The following is a 15,818-nucleotide window of genomic DNA, read 5'->3' as shown; positions in this document are numbered from 1 at the left end:
TACGAAAAATAATATTAAATTTTTGCTAAAGTCAATACACATAAGCATTTGGCATGATTTTAGCAACGGCTAACGTAGATTTTCTGTGAAAAGTCAAATTATCATATTTTAACTGTTTTCACTCAAAATCAAAAAAATTGTACAACTTTTCATAAAAAAATTGCACAATTAGAAAATAGTATTATATTTGCTATAATTACGAACTAACTTTAATATTAAAAATTATGAACAAGTCTGAATTAATCGACGCAATCGCAAAAGACGCAGGAATTACTAAAGTTGCAGCAAAAGCTGCTTTAGAATCATTCATCAGTAATGTAACTACTACTTTAAAGAAAAAAGACGGAAAAGTTTCTTTAGTAGGATTTGGTACTTTCTCAGTAGCTGAGAGAGCGGCTAGACAAGGTATTAACCCTGCAACTAAAAAGCCGATCAACATCGAAGCTAAAACAGTTGCTAAATTCAAAGCTGGTGCTGATTTATCTACTGCTGTAGCTACTGCTAACGCACCTGCTCCGGCTGCTGCTAAAAAGAAAAAATAATCATTCAGATTATACAAAAATTCAAACCTCACCGATGGATGAGGTTTTTTTTGTGCCTATATTTTAAATTTTCTATTAATTACGGTGCTAAACGGGAAATCTTCCAGTCCAGATCATCTAATGTGTAGATAATTCTGTCATGAAGTCTGTTGGGTCTTCCCTGCCAGAATTCAATTTCGTAAGGTTTTGCAATGTAGCCTCCCCAGTTTTCCGGTCTTGGAACTTCTGTGTTTTCGAATTCCTTTTCCAAATCCTTTAATTTTTGTTCTAAAAACTCTCTGTTCGGAATAATCTGACTTTGTGGAGAAACCGCCGCTCCAAGCTGACTTCCTTTTGGTCTGGAATGAAAATATCCATCACTTAAATTTTCAGCAATTTTTTCTAAATCCGCTTTTATAATAATCTGTCTTTCAAGATTTGGCCAGAAAAAATGAAGACAGGCTTTATGATTCTTCTCTATTGCTTTTCCTTTTCGGCTGTCGTAGTTTGTATAAAAAATAAAACCTTCAAATGTATACGCTTTCAACAAAACCATTCTTATGCGCGGACAACTGTCTTCTTCTACTGTTGAAACCGCCATCGCATTGGCTTCCGAGATATTAGGATTCTCGCTCGCTTCCAAAAACCAATCTCTGAATTGCTCTATTGGATTTTGTTTTATCTCACTTTCAATAAGTTGGGATTTCTCGTACACTTTTCTTTGGTCGTGCAGGTTTTCCATAAATATTTTTTATTAAATTTGAGTATGAATTACTCATACAAAGGTAAAATATTAATTTCCACACCAGACATTTCCGGCGATATTTTTTCCAGATCTGTAGTGCTTGTTATTGAACATAACGAAAGCGGTGCATTTGGTTTGATATTAAACAAGAAAAACGGACAGATGAGTAGTAAGTTCAAAAACTTTTTTGACTTCAAAATTGAGGTCTACGATGGCGGTCCTGTGGAAAACGAAAAAGTTTTCTTTATTGTAAAAGGCAAAAAGGTTACTGAGATGTATTCTGATATTTCTGAGGATTTTTATCTGACTGAAGATATTGAGAATATTATCAGCTCTGTCCTTAGCGGTGAACTGAATATTGATGATGTAAAGATCTTCTCGGGATATTCCGGATGGTCTGCCGGTCAGCTTGACAGTGAGGTTTTAAAGAAAATGTGGACGGTGGTTGATGTCTATAATTTGGATTATACTTTACCAAATGACCAAACGCTTTGGAAATCTATCATGCAAAACCTTGGTGGCGAGTATGTTCTTTGGGCAAATTCTCCTGAAGATATTTCATTGAATTAAACCATAATATTATTCTAATAAAAGGGATATAAAACATTAACAAACTTTAAGATTCTCTTAACCAATTTTTAGGAAAATATTCCCGTTATTTGATAAACCAAAAACAAGAAAATGAAAGTACTTACAAACCTTATTTTATTTTTCTTTCCAAGAGTAAATATAGCTCTGATTCCTATTAAAACAAGACGAAGATTTAAATAAGCAAAAAAAATTGCTAATAATTCATGGGTACATTCCGTCGAATTATTAAACAATACAAATTCTGATCTATTCAGAATAAAACCCGGTAAAGGACTTTGGAACTTTTGTTGTTTACCGGGTTTGTCAATTTAAAAACTTTTCTTCCAGCTTTCCACTAATTCTAAAAAGCGAGAATTTTCAAAAATCTTATTTCTTATTTTACCTACAGAAAATATGCCCTTTTCGTCAGAAATCATTAAAATTTCTTCGGCTTTCTGAGATTCAAATGCAATTATCTCGTGTTCCTGCGTATCGGCAAGGTTATTTTTATGTAAAAAAGTGACAAAATTTTCCAGCAAAGGAGAAATGTAAGCTCCTTCAGACTGTTTAGGAACTTTAATAACATTTCCTTCCAAGAATAATAAATTCCCTGATGTTGAACGTGCAATTCTCTTATTAGGATTAAGCAAAATCACATCATCCAGATCGTTTTCCTGAGCGTAAATTCCGCCATAGATATTTTCCGGGCTGTGAACTCTGATATTACTCAGTAAATTATTATTAACGTTGATCTCTTTAATGATATCTAATTCCAAAGGTCTTTGATAAACCGAAAGAATATCATCCATTTCATCAACTTCATAGAAATAAGAAATTGATGACTTGGCCAATGTAACTCCGTCTGAATTTCTGAAAACCTGGAAATTAATAATTCCGTTAAGGATTCCTTTTCCTTCAATAATATCTTTCTGAAAAAGTGACTGAAAAAATTCCAATGTATAGGTCAACGGAATATTCATCCTCATCTTTCTCATGGAAGCCATCAAATAAAAATAACATTCTTCATCCATGATGAGTTTTCCCTCTCTCACAAAAAAAGAAACTTTTACGGCGTCGCCCATAAGAAACGCTCTATTCTTTACATTTAATTCGTCTGATGTAAAATATTGATTTTCCAATGTCTGATCTGATTTATTTATAAAAAAATAATGAACGATAAATCGTTCATCAGTTTTATCATTTAATGCAACTTAAATTAAGCTGCACCCAATTTAATTCTAAGGTTTTCAATAAGATTTTCCCAATACATTGCATTTTCCTCTTCATCTCCTTCCTCACAGAAATCTGTAATATTTAAGGCCAAATCTTCGGTAATATCATCAATGGTAATGGTCATTTCAAAGAAATGCTTAGTTCCTTCATCTTCTTCCCATCTGAAACGAACGAAGCCTTCAGGCTTGTATCTGATTAAAGTGGCCTTTTCTTCAGGACCCCCACCCCAACTGAAAAAGAAATCGTCACCTTTCTCTACTACATCATCCGCAAACCATTCAGACAACCCCTCTGCAGTCGCCAGATATTCATATAAAATCTCTGAAAGACAGTGCATTGGAAATTCGTAATGGACTTTATGTTTAGCCATATAATCTTTGTTTTAATCGTCCCGCAATATATAAATTAATTTTTTTATTACACAAAAATGTATTTACTTTTTTGTATAATCTTCATGATATTTATCACAGAAATTAAATAGATGTTTAACATAGTTTTTAAAGTGATACTTTAAGCCTTAAAAACATAAAAACTCTTCAGGTGTGAAGAGTTTTTTATATTGATTTTCGGTTATACCCAAAAACAATTTATCTGTATGATTTTTAGAAGTGAAAATTAAGTTCTATAAATCCAATTTTACCTAATCCGGTTTCACTCCATCCCGTTTTGTTGTCTTTCTGAAAAGTAGAACGGTCTACAATATAAATATATTTGTAATAGAACATAGGCTCCGTAGAAATAGAAAAATGAGGAGAAATAAAATACTGAACACCAAAAAAAGCTCCAATACCATTGTCATACTGAGGTTTATTGATGTTTTTATAATTAGAATATCTTGTAAAAATATCTGCTCCGTAATAAAAATTCCAATTTCTGTATCTCTTTAGATTTCTGTCTACCCCTAATTTGAAAGCAAATTGTGTAAAACCACCTTCACTATCATCTTTTTTAAAATCAAAACCTGTTCTGTAAGACCATTTATTTTTCCCTGTGTATCTATAATTAATGATCATAGCGTTGTCATCGGAAGCGAAAACAGACTTAATAAACTTATTAAGACCGATACCGACCTGATGGCTGGGAATAGCAAATAAACTGTCTTTTTCTGCCTGTGCAAATGAAAAAGAAGCAATGAAAAGAACAAAAAATAATGTAATAATACGTTTCATAATAAAAAACATCTCAAAGATTGATAAACCTTTGAGATGCGTGTGTTTTTTGTTAATATTTTAATCTAAATAGTTGGCAAAAATATTTTTGATTTTCTGCTCGAAATCACCTACATAAACGTCTGTATTTTCCATAGTTCCATCAAAGTAAACCACAAATAATTCTCCTTTTCCGCTTACTGTTTTATAAATGATGTCACCTATTTTTTGACCGTTATAGAATAATTCTGCTTTTGAATTATTATTAATCTGAGCATCCGTAGGATCTGAAAGAGGAGCAAGAGCTTCTACATTCATATTAGCTACAATTTTAAGATTACCTTCAGTTATTTGCGCTGAGATTGTTTTAAAATCATCTTTAGAAGAAATGTTAGCATAATCAGAATGCTTTAAAGTAACCTGAGCAATAATTTCGCTGTTAGCTCCCTGAGGTGTACTAGCGTTATAAGTAAATTTGAAATCTTTACTTGTTACTCTCTGCCAAACAATATTCTGTGTTAATGGAGCAGAATAAATCTGAACATTTGCGCTGATTGGCATACTGAAGTTTGTACTGTTATCAAACGTTACATTTGATAATTTCATGCTGAATACAGTATTTCCGCTTCTTTTCAAAGTAATATCAAATGTTTTTGGCAACCAGATTGTCTCAGAGTTATAACTTGTCTGGATATCCGTGTAAGAAGTAAGCGTTAATTCACTATCAACAGCAATTTGATTTTGTACTGATGGAAACTTCAATACTACTGCGTTTGCATTAGCAACTTTAGTCCATGTACTGCTTACCGGGTTATAAGTGTAAGTCCCTAATTTGTTAGCAAACTGTAATTTATTATCAATTAAAGCATCTCCGAATTGAGTTTCCCATTTCTCTACAACGTTGTTCAAGTAGCTGTCATCATACTCCTGAGCTGTATTATTGAACATTGTGTACAACACATATTTTGAGAAATCTCCGTCATCAATTACATTCAATTTATCATAAAAACCATCGATTGTTTTCTTGATATTTGCTTTGTCTTCTGCTACGGAAGTTGTGTGAGTTGTGTCCTCAACCGAAGTACTACATGCCTGAATCCCAAAGATAGTCGCGACTCCCATTCCAACGAATAGAATAATTTTTTTCATAGTTATTTTTTTTTTTGGCGCGAAAGTATATCTTTTTTTCGGATTATTCAAAATTTTAACATTCAAAAAACTATAACTCATTTAAAACCTGCAGAATAATGCCACAGCCTTCTCTTATCTCATCAAGCGAAAGCGTTAATGGTGGAGAAATCCTTAAATATTCATTTCTATATAATTGCCAGAAAACAATTAAGCCTTTATCCATGCATCTTTTTGCAACATTTAAAGTAAATTCTGGTGAGCCTAGATTTACGGCTAGCATTAATCCTTTTCCATTAATATTTTTAATTTTCGGGTGAACTAAAAGTTCTCGGAATAATTTTTCTTTTACCTCCACTTCATTCATTAAACCACTATCCAAAACTTCTTTTAAAGTTGCATGACTCGCCGCTGCAATTAAAGGATTTCCTCCAAAAGTTGTGATGTGCCCCAATTTTGGAGAGTGAGACAGCGATTCCATAATTTCTCTGGAACTCATAAATGCTCCAACAGGAACTCCACCTCCCATTCCTTTTCCCATCACCAGAATATCCGGAACGATACCGAAATGTTTAAAAGAAAATAATTTCCCTGTCCTTCCAAATCCGGGTTGAATTTCATCTAAAATTAAAAGAGCACCAACTTCTTCGCATCTCCTTTTTAATTTAATTAAATAATCCTCTTTCGGAACTAAAAAACCAGCTGCTCCCTGAATTGTTTCAAGAATTACGCAAGCTGTCTTTTCGGTGATCTTATCGAAATCATTTTCATTATTAAATTCAATAAAAGAAATCATCGGCAACAATGGACGAAATTCTCTTTTATGAGTTTCATTTCCTGAAACACTTAAAGCTCCATGTGTATTTCCATGATAAGAATCTTTAAAGGAAACAATTTCTTCTCTTCCTGTATATCTTTTGGCTAATTTTAAGCTTCCGTCGATGGCTTCTGCTCCACTGTTAACCAAATAAGTAATTTCTAAAGGATCTGGAGTAGCTTCGGCTAATAATTTACATAATGCGACAGGTTTTTCCTGAGCATATTCGCCATAAACCATCACATGAAGATATTTATCCGCCTGTTCTTTGATCGCATTCACGATTTTAGGATGAGAATGTCCTAAAGTATTTGCAGAAACTCCCGCCACAAAATCAAGATATTTTCTTCCGTCTTTTCCGAAAATATAGCTGCCCTCTGCTTTCTCTACTTCAAAACCTGCTGCAAATTTTGTAGTCTGCGCCTGATATGTAAAAAAATCTTTTTGTATTTCCATTTTATTGAAAAATTTTCAGCAAAGCTAAAGAACATTCGTTAAACACCGAAATTATCCTGATAGAATAAAAAAATCACCCTTAATAAAAAATTAAGGGCGATTCACCAAATCACAAAATATTAATATATAATTTTCACTGTGTTTTATAAAACTTTTTCTACCGTTACAAAGCTGTTGTTGGTAACATTATAAGAGGTAGTTCCTCCAATTTCAGAGATCGCTTCTAAAGTAATATACTGTCCCTGAACTGCATATACGGAGAAATCTAAATTAATTTTCCTGTTCGTTCCATCATAATTTACGGTATTTTCCAGCAATTGGAATCTTTGAGCATCATTTATATATAATCCCGCACCGAGCCTGTTACTGAAAGATCCTGCCGGACCCGTAAAATTTAAGTTCAAATTAATTCTGTACAAACCTGTCTGTCTCACGTATAATCGATTAAGATTGGGAGCAACTGTTGAAACATTTGTTTTAAGCCTTAGCGGATCTGCCAAAAAATTGGGTTTATCGATTAAAGAATTAATGGGCAACAAAACAGATCCCGAAGTTGTAGAAACCGCATTGATCTGAAATCTTGAAATATTATCTGATTCTACTTCAAAAGCTTTGCTCCAAACCAAGCCGTCAAAAACCATCGCCTGTCCTGTACTCTTTACAAATAAAAGCATTCCGCGAAGTGCTTCAATTCTTACTGAAGGGGCATTGACACCAGTATAAGGAAGATCAACATCCGCATTTACCGCAGGAAGACCAAAACCTTTTATACCGCTGGCTTCACTCGTATTTGTCATGTACATCATCACCTGATCGTTCCCGTTTGCGTTTGAGTCAGGGTTGGGAATATTCGTAAAATTAACCTGTGCACTGTAGCTATTTAATACAAATAAAAACAGGCAGAATATATATTTTTTCATGACTAATAAGGTTTGATTAAACGGGCAGCAATGTATGAGTTAATAGAATTCGTATCTGTTCCGTAGGCGGCCAAAGCACCACCTGAAACTGCATTAGAGCTTATTTCGGGAACCACTCTCAGTTCTGCACCAACAGGCAAAGAAATTGTCTGGGCAAAACTTGACGTTTTATTTCCCTGCGTATCTATTACAAAAACGATGGAGTAATTTGTTTTAGATACTACCGTTTCCCAATCTGAAGCGGAAGTATATTTTACTTGTAGCGTCAATTTAAATTCTGTAATTCCTGCCTGAAAGCCTAAACTTCCTCCTGTAAAACCAAGTGCGACACCGATGTCATAGATTCCGGCTACTTTTATGGTTACTGTACTTGCGTTTTTTAATGTTAAATTATCTACAAGAACCTGACTTTTATTATCTACTGCAAGATATCCCGGTGTACCTCCCGCAAAACAAAATCCGATTCCGAAAGAAATACAAGGAATTGAAACTCCTGTCGATATTCCTAATCTCGAAATTTTAGGCTGAAAAACACCTTGTATCTGCCGGGAAGGATTCCATGAAAATCCGTCATATTTATAGTATTGATCATCATTTTTGTTATAAATAAGTCCTCCGACAAGATTAGGATAATCATCAAATACATCTGTTGCTGTAGCATTATATTTCGGAAAGGAAGTATAAATATTGGCAAAAGGAAGTATCACTCCGCGAGTCCCGTCCTGAACTTTCACTATATTTTTCACACTGCTTATATCACTTCCTATAATAACTTGACTATAAGCTGAATATTGAAAAAATAGTATCATAATTAATAAAATTCTTTTCATCTTATTACATATTTATTTTTTCAACAATAATCTCTGATACTGCATTTCCCGTTTTACTCATGGCAAAAGACATATTGTCTCCGCCAAAAAGCCCGGTACAAACGCCTGTTCCAATATTTTGAGTTCCACCAAGAGTTAATCTTAACTTGTCTCCGGCATTGAAAACACCAACATAAGTGAACGCCAAAGACTGCCCCACGTCAATTGAGCCCGGAGCTAAAGTACTTACTGATAAAGCTCCTGCTGTTGAGCTGCTTGCCGTATTATTAATTGGTCTCCATGTAGCATCAGCAGTTGTACTAAGTTCTAAATTCAAACTGGACTGCAGATTAATAACAACTCCTAAACAAAGAGGTGTACTGATATCGATAGCACCACTTTTAAAGGAAATTTTATACAATCCTTTTGTATTGATATTAATGACATTACTGGTTGCTGCTGCCAAGGAAACATTAGAAGAAATATCATTAAAGCTTGGACTGACATTCGTGAAATTAACATTTTGCGAGGTACACGTCCTAACAGTAACACCACATGCAAATCCACAAGTTCCACAGGTTGAAGTTATTGTTCCCGTTCTGATAAATCGAGCCATCTTGTTATTCTTCATTATTGAAACAATCTGGTCTGAAATCTTCCAGGTTGTACCATCATTTTGAACAACACTTCCCGTTTCTCTATTGAAAATTATCGAAGCCTGTGTTCCGTTGCCTGTTGTCCCCGTCGCTGAAACTGGAAGCAATGATGTTAAATTAGTTCTGGGTAAACGAGTGGCATTATTATCCTGCTTTACATGCAGTTGTGTTCTCGAATCGGGATTAAAAGAAGCTTCTTTTGAAATCCCAACTTGTGCGGTATTTTTAAGACCATAGATCAAAAAAATAAAAAGGATAATTTTAGTTTTCATTGGTTTTTTTTATAAAATACGTTCTTGACGTAATAAATATATAAAATAATTCCATTTACAATAAAAATAATTCAACGTATAGCATATAATAATGAAAATAATTTATTTCATTTTGACGTGAGATATAAAATTATCAATGAAAACTCAATAACAATAAATATTTAACATTCACTATTCATGGAATAATGTTTTGAAAAAATAAGAAAATAAAAATTCAAAATAAGAAGTTATAGCGGTAATTTTAACAGTTTTAGACAAAAATAAATCACCATTTCCGATATGAAAATGGTGATTTATTTAATTTTAAGAAAGAATTTATATCAATTATAAGACTCTGCCTGTAGTTTATTATTTATTTTCGGGTACGTTTTGGTTTTTTAGCTTCCTCTTTTGCCTTTTCTTTATCTATCGCTTCCTGAGCTTTGTCGTAAAGAGAGCTTTCAGCCTCGTACTTTATTTCCTCGTTATTTGGTGTATCTACCAATATGTCCTGCCATTTGTTGATACGGTCTTTGGTATTCCAGTTAAAGTCTGGAAATTTCCTTTTGGAAGGCTCAATTTTGCTCATTGGATAAGTATCTGAAGTTGCTCCAATATTACATGAAACAATCTGCATTACTTTTTCTTCAAATATCGCATCAATAATTCCGCAAGAAGTAAGAGAAATACCTATTCTTTCAGGTTTCTTTGTAGCCTGGTCTACGTCGTCTGCATAACTTATGGCCTGTGCATTTCCTATTACCGTAGCCTCTTTGATGTCATTATTCTGATAATGAACCGTCATAAATCTACCTTTAACCTGGTTAAATTCATCTTTTAAATTTAATGAATCAACCTTGCTGATTGCAAATGCATTTCCGATAACTTTTAAAGAATCAATATTTTCGTTTTCAGTATTGAAATAAGCTTCAATTTTATCTCCTGTCACCTGCTTTATTCCGCTCCACAGAATAGGTTTGGTGTACATGTGCATAATTCCGTCAGTTTCATTAAAAGCGATGGAATCTGCCCTTCCTTGAGCGTTAGATTTATAAAATCTTCCTTTTCTGAAAGCTCGCAAAAAGCTTTTTTTCTTTGTAATATCTGCAGAATCTGGTCTCTGGAAAGAAATGATTTTTTCTGCTGCAAAATACATTGAATCTTTTTCAAAAGCTTTTACTGCGTAAGGATTTTTGGTCATCATCGCAGAATCTTTCTTTTCAAAAATCTCTCCGTAACCGCCTTTTATCCATCTTCTTTCTTTAGGATCGTCTAAGGTTACATTTCCGGTTGCTTTTCCAAAACCTGTGAGCTGATTGAAATACATATCGTCACCCGTCAGGATTTTATCGTTATAAAAAATCTTAGAATTTTTATTTAGAAAAGCTTCTTTGGTGTTCATTCTGTAAGTTCCTCTTTCCGTGTAAACACGATTTTTAGGATTCTTACGGTTGGTAATTGTTGTCGGACCAAAGAATTCAGCAATTTTAGTAATCTGATTTTGTTTGATATTGTCTCCATCAATGATATAATCAGGAGTATCAATTTTTACATTCCCGACAAAGTCAATTAATTTTGTATCCAGAAAATAGGTTGCTGACTTTGTGTACATTGTATTCTGAGCATCAGAAATTGTACCTCCTGTATTAAAATAAGCCTGATTGGCAAGCTTATCATAATAGAGAATCTCTGTTTTAATGGTCTGTTTTGGATCCGTAAGAACTACATTTTTTCTGGCAACACCTTTTTGAGTGTTCCCATCGTATTCCATTTCGCCTGCAGTAATTACCGAACCGTCCGGATTTTGAAGTCTTGCGTTACCTATAGCTTTTACAAAATTTTCTTCTTCATATAAAATCACTTCATCAGCAGTAAGAATAGAACCTTGATGTTCTAATTTTACATTCCCCTTCATATAACGGTTGCCGTCATACATTTTGGGATCTTTGATAATTTCATCAGCATTGATAATTTTCACCTTATCTTCAGGCTTTGCCTGCTGAACCTGCTGCGGATTTTTAATCGGATTTTGTAAATACGGATCTCTTTGCGCAGGCTTTTGTTTGTCTTGCGCAAAAGTAATCGTTGAAATAAAAACTAATAGGAAAAAAATCAGTCTCATTGATTAATCATTCTTGGTGCCATAAAAATATAGCGAATGAGAATCAATTTTTACGCCAAATGCTCCTTCAATTGCTTCTTTAATACCTTGAATCCTTGGATCACAAAACTCTATGATCTCTTCAATTTCCTTATCCGAGTCTTTTTTGTAGATCACCAAATGGTCATGCTGCTTGTCAAAATAAGACTTTTCATAAGATGAAGACGTCAAAGTTTTTTCTCCAAACTGGTGCTTACGAATTAATCCTGCATCAAGGAAAATCTCAATTGTATTGTAAATTGTAGCTTTAGAAACATGATATTTCTTCTGCATCATGAGAAGATACAGATCATCCACATTGAAGTGATGATCCATATTATAAATCTCTTCTAATATTGTATATCGTTCAGGTGTATTTCTGAAACCCTTTTCTAATAAGTAGTTTCTTAAAACATCTTTTATTAAAGCAATATTTTTTTCTTTCTGTAAAGTATCCATTAAAAAAATTATCTACAAATTTATCGATTTTTATTTAAATAAATATCAGACTATTCTGTTAAAGGATCTTAACTGTTATGTCTTAAAAATTCAGCCTGCTCAATTTTATTGTCATAAACCGTTAATTCCGTAATCGGAGCAGACTCTACAACCACGTTGTGAGAGGTAACCCCCCAAGATTTGAAATCATCACTCCCAATATATTTCACGAAGTTGTAAATATTAAGCGTGATTTTTTGCTTAACCGTTAAAAGTATATCGTTGATATAGGTGTTGTCTATTACCACATATTTCAGATCCGGCGGAATATTATGAGCTCTTAAAGAAGGATGGCTGCTTTTTGAAGGAATTGTTCCATCTGCCATTAAATCTTTTAAAACCATGTGGAAATAATCATTGATTCTTCTATCAACCTTAAATCCTAAAAGGAAATTGATCTTATAGACCGTTCCAGGTAAAATTTCATCAACTGTATATTTAAATGTAAACGGATCTTCCTGATTTACAATACTTAAAATAAAATAATGATCTGCTCTTTTCGGCTGCTTTTTGATGATAGAATAGATAATTTTTGATTCTACTTCATCATTTCTCTTAGCTCTGCTTAGATAAGCAAGGTTTGTAGCATATTTTGGAATCGTTTCATCAAGCTTCATATCTTTAATGATAGAAACATAACTATCGATTTTTACGAAATTGATGAATTTAGTTTTAATTAATCTTCCGTTATACCAAGCGTACATACAAATTCCGATGAATCCTGCTAGGATAACCGTAATCCAACCTCCTTCGAAGAATTTAATGATATTCGCACTAAAGAATCCTAATTCGATTGACATATAAACTAAAGCAAAAACAAGGATCAAACCTTTATTTATTCTATGTTTTAATAGCCAGAACATTAATAAAATGGTTGTCATCAACATCGTCACCGTAATGGAAAGACCATAAGCCGCTTCCATTTTACCCGATTCTCTAAAGTGAAGAACCACAATAATACAAAGAATAAGAAGTCCCCAATTGATTCTTGGGATATACATTTGTCCTTTAACTCCAGACGGATAATCAATTTTTTGATTAGGCCATAAATTAAGTGACATCGCTTCAGAAAAGATCGTAAAAGAACCTGTAATCAAAGCCTGACTCGCAATAATTGCTGCAGCCGTTGCTAAAATTACTCCCGGAACGATCATCCATTCTTCCATAATTCCGAAAAATGGGTTAATTACAGAAAAACCAGGTTTTCCATAATTCGTTAAAAGCCAAGCTCCTTGTCCAAGATAGTTTAAAACAAGCATGATTTTAACAAAAGCCCAACTTACTCTGATATTTTTAGCACCACAATGTCCTAAATCTGAATAAAGTGCTTCTGCTCCTGTTGTACAAAGGAAAACAGCTCCAAGAATAACAATTGCACTCGGAGAATTCGCAATAAGCTTGTAAGCATAATATGGATTGAATGATCTTAAGATCTCAAAATTTTCGCTTAAATGCATTACTCCCAAACCTCCTAATACAAAGAACCAGACAACCATTACAGGGCCAAAAAACTTCCCGATAAAGCTTGTTCCAAATTGCTGTACTACGAAGATTAAAATAAGAATCCCAATGGTAATCGTAACAACAGGTGTATGAGGATTGTAAATTTCAAGACCTTCAATTGCCGACATTACGGTAAGCGACGGCGTTATAACTCCATCAGCAACCAATGCGGCAGCACCGACAATCGCTACGAGATACAGCCAGCCTTTTTTAAGGTTTTTAACTAATGAAAATAATGCTAAAATTCCTCCTTCACCTTTATTATCTGCCCTCAAGGCGATGATAACATATTTTACGGTAGTTTGGAGCGTAAGAGTCCAGATGATACAAGAAAGAGCTCCCTCTATGTATTCATTGAAAGGCATACTGCTACTTGCACCTCTTGCATTTACAATCGCTTTCATTACGTAAAGCGGTGATGTTCCAATATCTCCAAAAACGATTCCTAAAGAAACCAGAACTCCAAAAAAAGAAAGTTTTTTAATGTCAAAATGATGACCACCTTCTGTAACTTCTGCCATATCAGCTTATATATTTTAAGTGGGCAAATTTATACTAAATTTATGACCTTAGGTACATTTCTTCATGCATAGAATAAATGAAAAAGCTCCCTTTCGGAAGCTTTTTTCTATTATATCTATTTAACGTACATCGCATTTTTGATTTCCTCTTTTACTTTCTCAAGTTTAGGGAACCATTCTGCAAATAATGCAGCTGAGTACGGTGCAGGCGCATCAGGAGTAGTAATTCTCTTGATTGGAGCATCCAAATAATCAAATGCTTTTTGCTGTACTATATATGTAATTTCAGAAGAAATAGACGCAAATGGCCAAGCTTCTTCTAAAATAACTAATCTATTTGTTTTCTTTACAGACGTTAAGATTGTATCAAAGTCTAAAGGACGAACTGTTCTTAGGTCAATAACCTCAACAGAGATTCCTTCTTTAGCCATATCTTCAGCAGCCTGGATCGCCAACTTCATGATCTTTCCGAAAGAAACTAAAGTTACATCTGTACCTTCTCTCTTGATATCTGCTTTTCCGATTGGTAAATAGTACTCTTCTTCAGGAATTTCCATTTTATCACCATACATCTGCTCAGATTCCATGAAAATGATAGGGTCATTATCCTGAATAGCTGTTTTCAACAATCCTTTCGCATCGTAAGGGTTTGAAGGAACTACTACTTTAAGACCAGGAACGTTTGCAAACCAGTTTTCGAAAGCCTGAGAGTGCGTTGCACCCAATTGACCTGCCGAAGCAGTAGGACCTCTGAAAACGATAGGACAATTCCACTGACCACCACTCATCTGACGGATCTTCGCCGCGTTATTGATAATCTGATCAATACCTACCAATGAGAAATTGAACGTCATATACTCAACAATTGGTCTGTTCCCGTTCATTGCAGCACCTACAGCAATCCCTGTAAAACCAAGCTCAGCGATTGGTGTATCGATTACTCTCTTAGGACCAAATTCATCCAACATTCCTTTTGAAGCCTTATACGCACCATTGTATTCTGCAACTTCCTCCCCCATTAAAAAGATGGATTCGTCTTTACGCATTTCCTCGCTCATTGCTTGCGCAATTACCTCACGAAAAGTATATTCTGCCATATTTATTTGAAAAATTTAGACTACAAAAATAGTGTTTTTTTATTATTAACATAACAAAAACGACATCTCATTGAATGAAATATCGCTTTATTAATTTTATTTTAACCTAGTTTTCTTCTACTTTGCTTAATTCTTTGTAAATTTTCTGAAGATCAAAGAGTACTAAGCAATAAATCGATTTATAAATCATGAATAAAAAATTATCAACATTAATGGTGAATTTTTCAAAATTAAAAACGACATTCCAATAATGAAATGTCGTTTTATAATTTTATTTAAACTTGATTAATTAACTTTCTGCCAAGTCTGAGTTCTACCCATTAAAGATATTCCTACATATCCTCTTACGTTTAATTGATCACCTTTTCTTGTGATTGTACATTTGTAAGTTTTCCCCGTTTTTGGGTCTGTAATTGTTCCTCCTGTGAATTCATCTCCGTCTTTTTTCAAACCTCTGATGATTTCCAAACCTAAAATTGGCTTGTTTTTTCTATCGTCTTTACAGTCTACACAATTAGGATTTGCCGGCTTTATCAACAATTGAGAAACCTTCCCGTAATATTGATCTCCTTTTTTATAGATCTCTACAATAGATTTTGCCTGTTTTGTTTCGTCGTCTATTGTTTTCCATTTACCTTCAATTTGAGCAAAAGATAATACGCCAAATAGAGAAAATGCCAATGTTAATAATAATTTTTTCATATTTCTTATAGTTTTAATTCAAATAAAATATTTCTGTTGTCTATTCATTGCTAAAAATATAAATTAATTTTAAACAAACAAAAACTTTTATTATCCTAGGCAT

General features: G+C 33.7%; 16 protein-coding genes. 2 read left to right on the top strand and 14 right to left on the bottom strand.

Annotated features, from left to right (window positions below; all coding sequences use genetic code 11):
* The first annotated feature begins 224 nt into the window (after positions 1-224).
* The gene (locus tag SB689_RS11125; protein WP_066755359.1) at positions 225-542 is read left to right on the top strand and encodes an HU family DNA-binding protein; all 318 of its coding nucleotides are present in this window, start codon (positions 225-227) and stop codon (positions 540-542) included.
* 79 nt (positions 543-621) lie between these two features.
* Here the strand turns inward: SB689_RS11125 and pdxH are convergent, their stop codons facing one another.
* Entirely contained in the window at positions 622-1,263 is a 642-nt protein-coding gene (gene pdxH, locus SB689_RS11120; protein ID WP_410692212.1) for a pyridoxamine 5'-phosphate oxidase, read from the bottom strand.
* 24 nt (positions 1,264-1,287) lie between these two features.
* On the opposite strand from pdxH, the gene SB689_RS11115 reads away from it, so the two are divergent.
* Complete coding sequence (locus tag SB689_RS11115) at positions 1,288-1,836, top strand: YqgE/AlgH family protein (protein ID WP_410692211.1); 549 nt, start codon at positions 1,288-1,290, stop codon at positions 1,834-1,836.
* A gap of 329 nt (positions 1,837-2,165) precedes the next feature.
* Here SB689_RS11115 and SB689_RS11110 read toward each other — a convergent pair whose 3' ends face one another.
* The 13 genes from SB689_RS11110 to SB689_RS11050 all read right to left on the bottom strand — a co-directional run bounded on the left by SB689_RS11110 (position 2,166) and on the right by SB689_RS11050 (position 15,715).
* The gene (locus SB689_RS11110) at positions 2,166-2,918 is read right to left on the bottom strand and encodes an aminotransferase class IV (RefSeq protein ID WP_410692679.1); all 753 of its coding nucleotides are present in this window, start codon (positions 2,916-2,918) and stop codon (positions 2,166-2,168) included.
* Positions 2,919-3,052: 134 nt separating this feature from the next.
* Positions 3,053-3,439 carry an START-like domain-containing protein gene (locus SB689_RS11105; protein WP_066755352.1) on the bottom strand — a complete coding sequence of 129 codons (387 nt, stop codon included), beginning with the start codon at positions 3,437-3,439 and terminating at the stop codon, positions 3,053-3,055.
* A gap of 232 nt (positions 3,440-3,671) precedes the next feature.
* Positions 3,672-4,238, bottom strand: coding sequence for a hypothetical protein (locus SB689_RS11100; protein ID WP_410692209.1), 567 nt, complete (start codon positions 4,236-4,238; stop codon positions 3,672-3,674).
* Positions 4,239-4,298: 60 nt separating this feature from the next.
* Positions 4,299-5,366 carry a hypothetical protein gene (locus SB689_RS11095; protein ID WP_410692208.1) on the bottom strand — a complete coding sequence of 356 codons (1,068 nt, stop codon included), beginning with the start codon at positions 5,364-5,366 and terminating at the stop codon, positions 4,299-4,301.
* Between the two features lie 70 nt (positions 5,367-5,436).
* Entirely contained in the window at positions 5,437-6,618 is a 1,182-nt protein-coding gene (locus SB689_RS11090) for an aspartate aminotransferase family protein (protein WP_410692206.1), read from the bottom strand.
* 143 nt (positions 6,619-6,761) lie between these two features.
* Positions 6,762-7,538, bottom strand: coding sequence for a hypothetical protein (locus tag SB689_RS11085; RefSeq protein WP_410692205.1), 777 nt, complete (start codon positions 7,536-7,538; stop codon positions 6,762-6,764).
* A 2-nt stretch (positions 7,539-7,540) separates the two neighbouring features.
* Positions 7,541-8,368, bottom strand: coding sequence for a hypothetical protein (locus SB689_RS11080; protein WP_410692204.1), 828 nt, complete (start codon positions 8,366-8,368; stop codon positions 7,541-7,543).
* Between the two features lie 4 nt (positions 8,369-8,372).
* Positions 8,373-9,275, bottom strand: a complete 903-nt coding sequence (locus tag SB689_RS11075; protein WP_410692203.1) for a hypothetical protein — start codon at positions 9,273-9,275, stop codon at positions 8,373-8,375.
* A gap of 352 nt (positions 9,276-9,627) precedes the next feature.
* Positions 9,628-11,376 carry an OstA-like protein gene (locus SB689_RS11070; RefSeq protein ID WP_410692201.1) on the bottom strand — a complete coding sequence of 583 codons (1,749 nt, stop codon included), beginning with the start codon at positions 11,374-11,376 and terminating at the stop codon, positions 9,628-9,630.
* Between the two features lie 3 nt (positions 11,377-11,379).
* Positions 11,380-11,853: a Fur family transcriptional regulator gene (locus SB689_RS11065; protein WP_047399628.1), complete on the bottom strand. Its 474-nt coding sequence runs from the start codon at positions 11,851-11,853 to the stop codon at positions 11,380-11,382.
* 68 nt (positions 11,854-11,921) lie between these two features.
* Complete coding sequence (locus SB689_RS11060) at positions 11,922-13,916, bottom strand: KUP/HAK/KT family potassium transporter (RefSeq protein ID WP_410692200.1); 1,995 nt, start codon at positions 13,914-13,916, stop codon at positions 11,922-11,924.
* Positions 13,917-14,032: 116 nt separating this feature from the next.
* Entirely contained in the window at positions 14,033-15,013 is a 981-nt protein-coding gene (locus SB689_RS11055) for a pyruvate dehydrogenase complex E1 component subunit beta (RefSeq protein ID WP_410692199.1), read from the bottom strand.
* Positions 15,014-15,298: 285 nt separating this feature from the next.
* The gene (locus SB689_RS11050; protein WP_410692198.1) at positions 15,299-15,715 is read right to left on the bottom strand and encodes a DUF2147 domain-containing protein; all 417 of its coding nucleotides are present in this window, start codon (positions 15,713-15,715) and stop codon (positions 15,299-15,301) included.
* Between the last annotated feature and the right edge of the window lie 103 nt (positions 15,716-15,818).

The organism is Chryseobacterium sp. SIMBA_038 (assembly GCF_046535115.1).
In the GTDB taxonomy this organism is placed as follows: domain Bacteria; phylum Bacteroidota; class Bacteroidia; order Flavobacteriales; family Weeksellaceae; genus Chryseobacterium.
Note: the sequence above shows the minus strand (reverse complement) of the source record. Positions and strands in the feature narration are given on the sequence as shown.

Coding starts and splice junctions, on each gene's coding strand:
- SB689_RS11125 (WP_066755359.1), top strand. CDS start 225: ATGAACAAGTCTGAATTAATCGACGCAATCGCAAAAGACGCAGGAATT.
- pdxH (WP_410692212.1), bottom strand. CDS start 1,263: ATGGAAAACCTGCACGACCAAAGAAAAGTGTACGAGAAATCCCAACTT.
- SB689_RS11115 (WP_410692211.1), top strand. CDS start 1,288: ATGAATTACTCATACAAAGGTAAAATATTAATTTCCACACCAGACATT.
- SB689_RS11110 (WP_410692679.1), bottom strand. CDS start 2,918: ATGGGCGACGCCGTAAAAGTTTCTTTTTTTGTGAGAGAGGGAAAACTC.
- SB689_RS11105 (WP_066755352.1), bottom strand. CDS start 3,439: ATGGCTAAACATAAAGTCCATTACGAATTTCCAATGCACTGTCTTTCA.
- SB689_RS11100 (WP_410692209.1), bottom strand. CDS start 4,238: ATGAAACGTATTATTACATTATTTTTTGTTCTTTTCATTGCTTCTTTT.
- SB689_RS11095 (WP_410692208.1), bottom strand. CDS start 5,366: ATGAAAAAAATTATTCTATTCGTTGGAATGGGAGTCGCGACTATCTTT.
- SB689_RS11090 (WP_410692206.1), bottom strand. CDS start 6,618: ATGGAAATACAAAAAGATTTTTTTACATATCAGGCGCAGACTACAAAA.
- SB689_RS11085 (WP_410692205.1), bottom strand. CDS start 7,538: ATGAAAAAATATATATTCTGCCTGTTTTTATTTGTATTAAATAGCTAC.
- SB689_RS11080 (WP_410692204.1), bottom strand. CDS start 8,368: ATGAAAAGAATTTTATTAATTATGATACTATTTTTTCAATATTCAGCT.
- SB689_RS11075 (WP_410692203.1), bottom strand. CDS start 9,275: ATGAAAACTAAAATTATCCTTTTTATTTTTTTGATCTATGGTCTTAAA.
- SB689_RS11070 (WP_410692201.1), bottom strand. CDS start 11,376: ATGAGACTGATTTTTTTCCTATTAGTTTTTATTTCAACGATTACTTTT.
- SB689_RS11065 (WP_047399628.1), bottom strand. CDS start 11,853: ATGGATACTTTACAGAAAGAAAAAAATATTGCTTTAATAAAAGATGTT.
- SB689_RS11060 (WP_410692200.1), bottom strand. CDS start 13,916: ATGGCAGAAGTTACAGAAGGTGGTCATCATTTTGACATTAAAAAACTT.
- SB689_RS11055 (WP_410692199.1), bottom strand. CDS start 15,013: ATGGCAGAATATACTTTTCGTGAGGTAATTGCGCAAGCAATGAGCGAG.
- SB689_RS11050 (WP_410692198.1), bottom strand. CDS start 15,715: ATGAAAAAATTATTATTAACATTGGCATTTTCTCTATTTGGCGTATTA.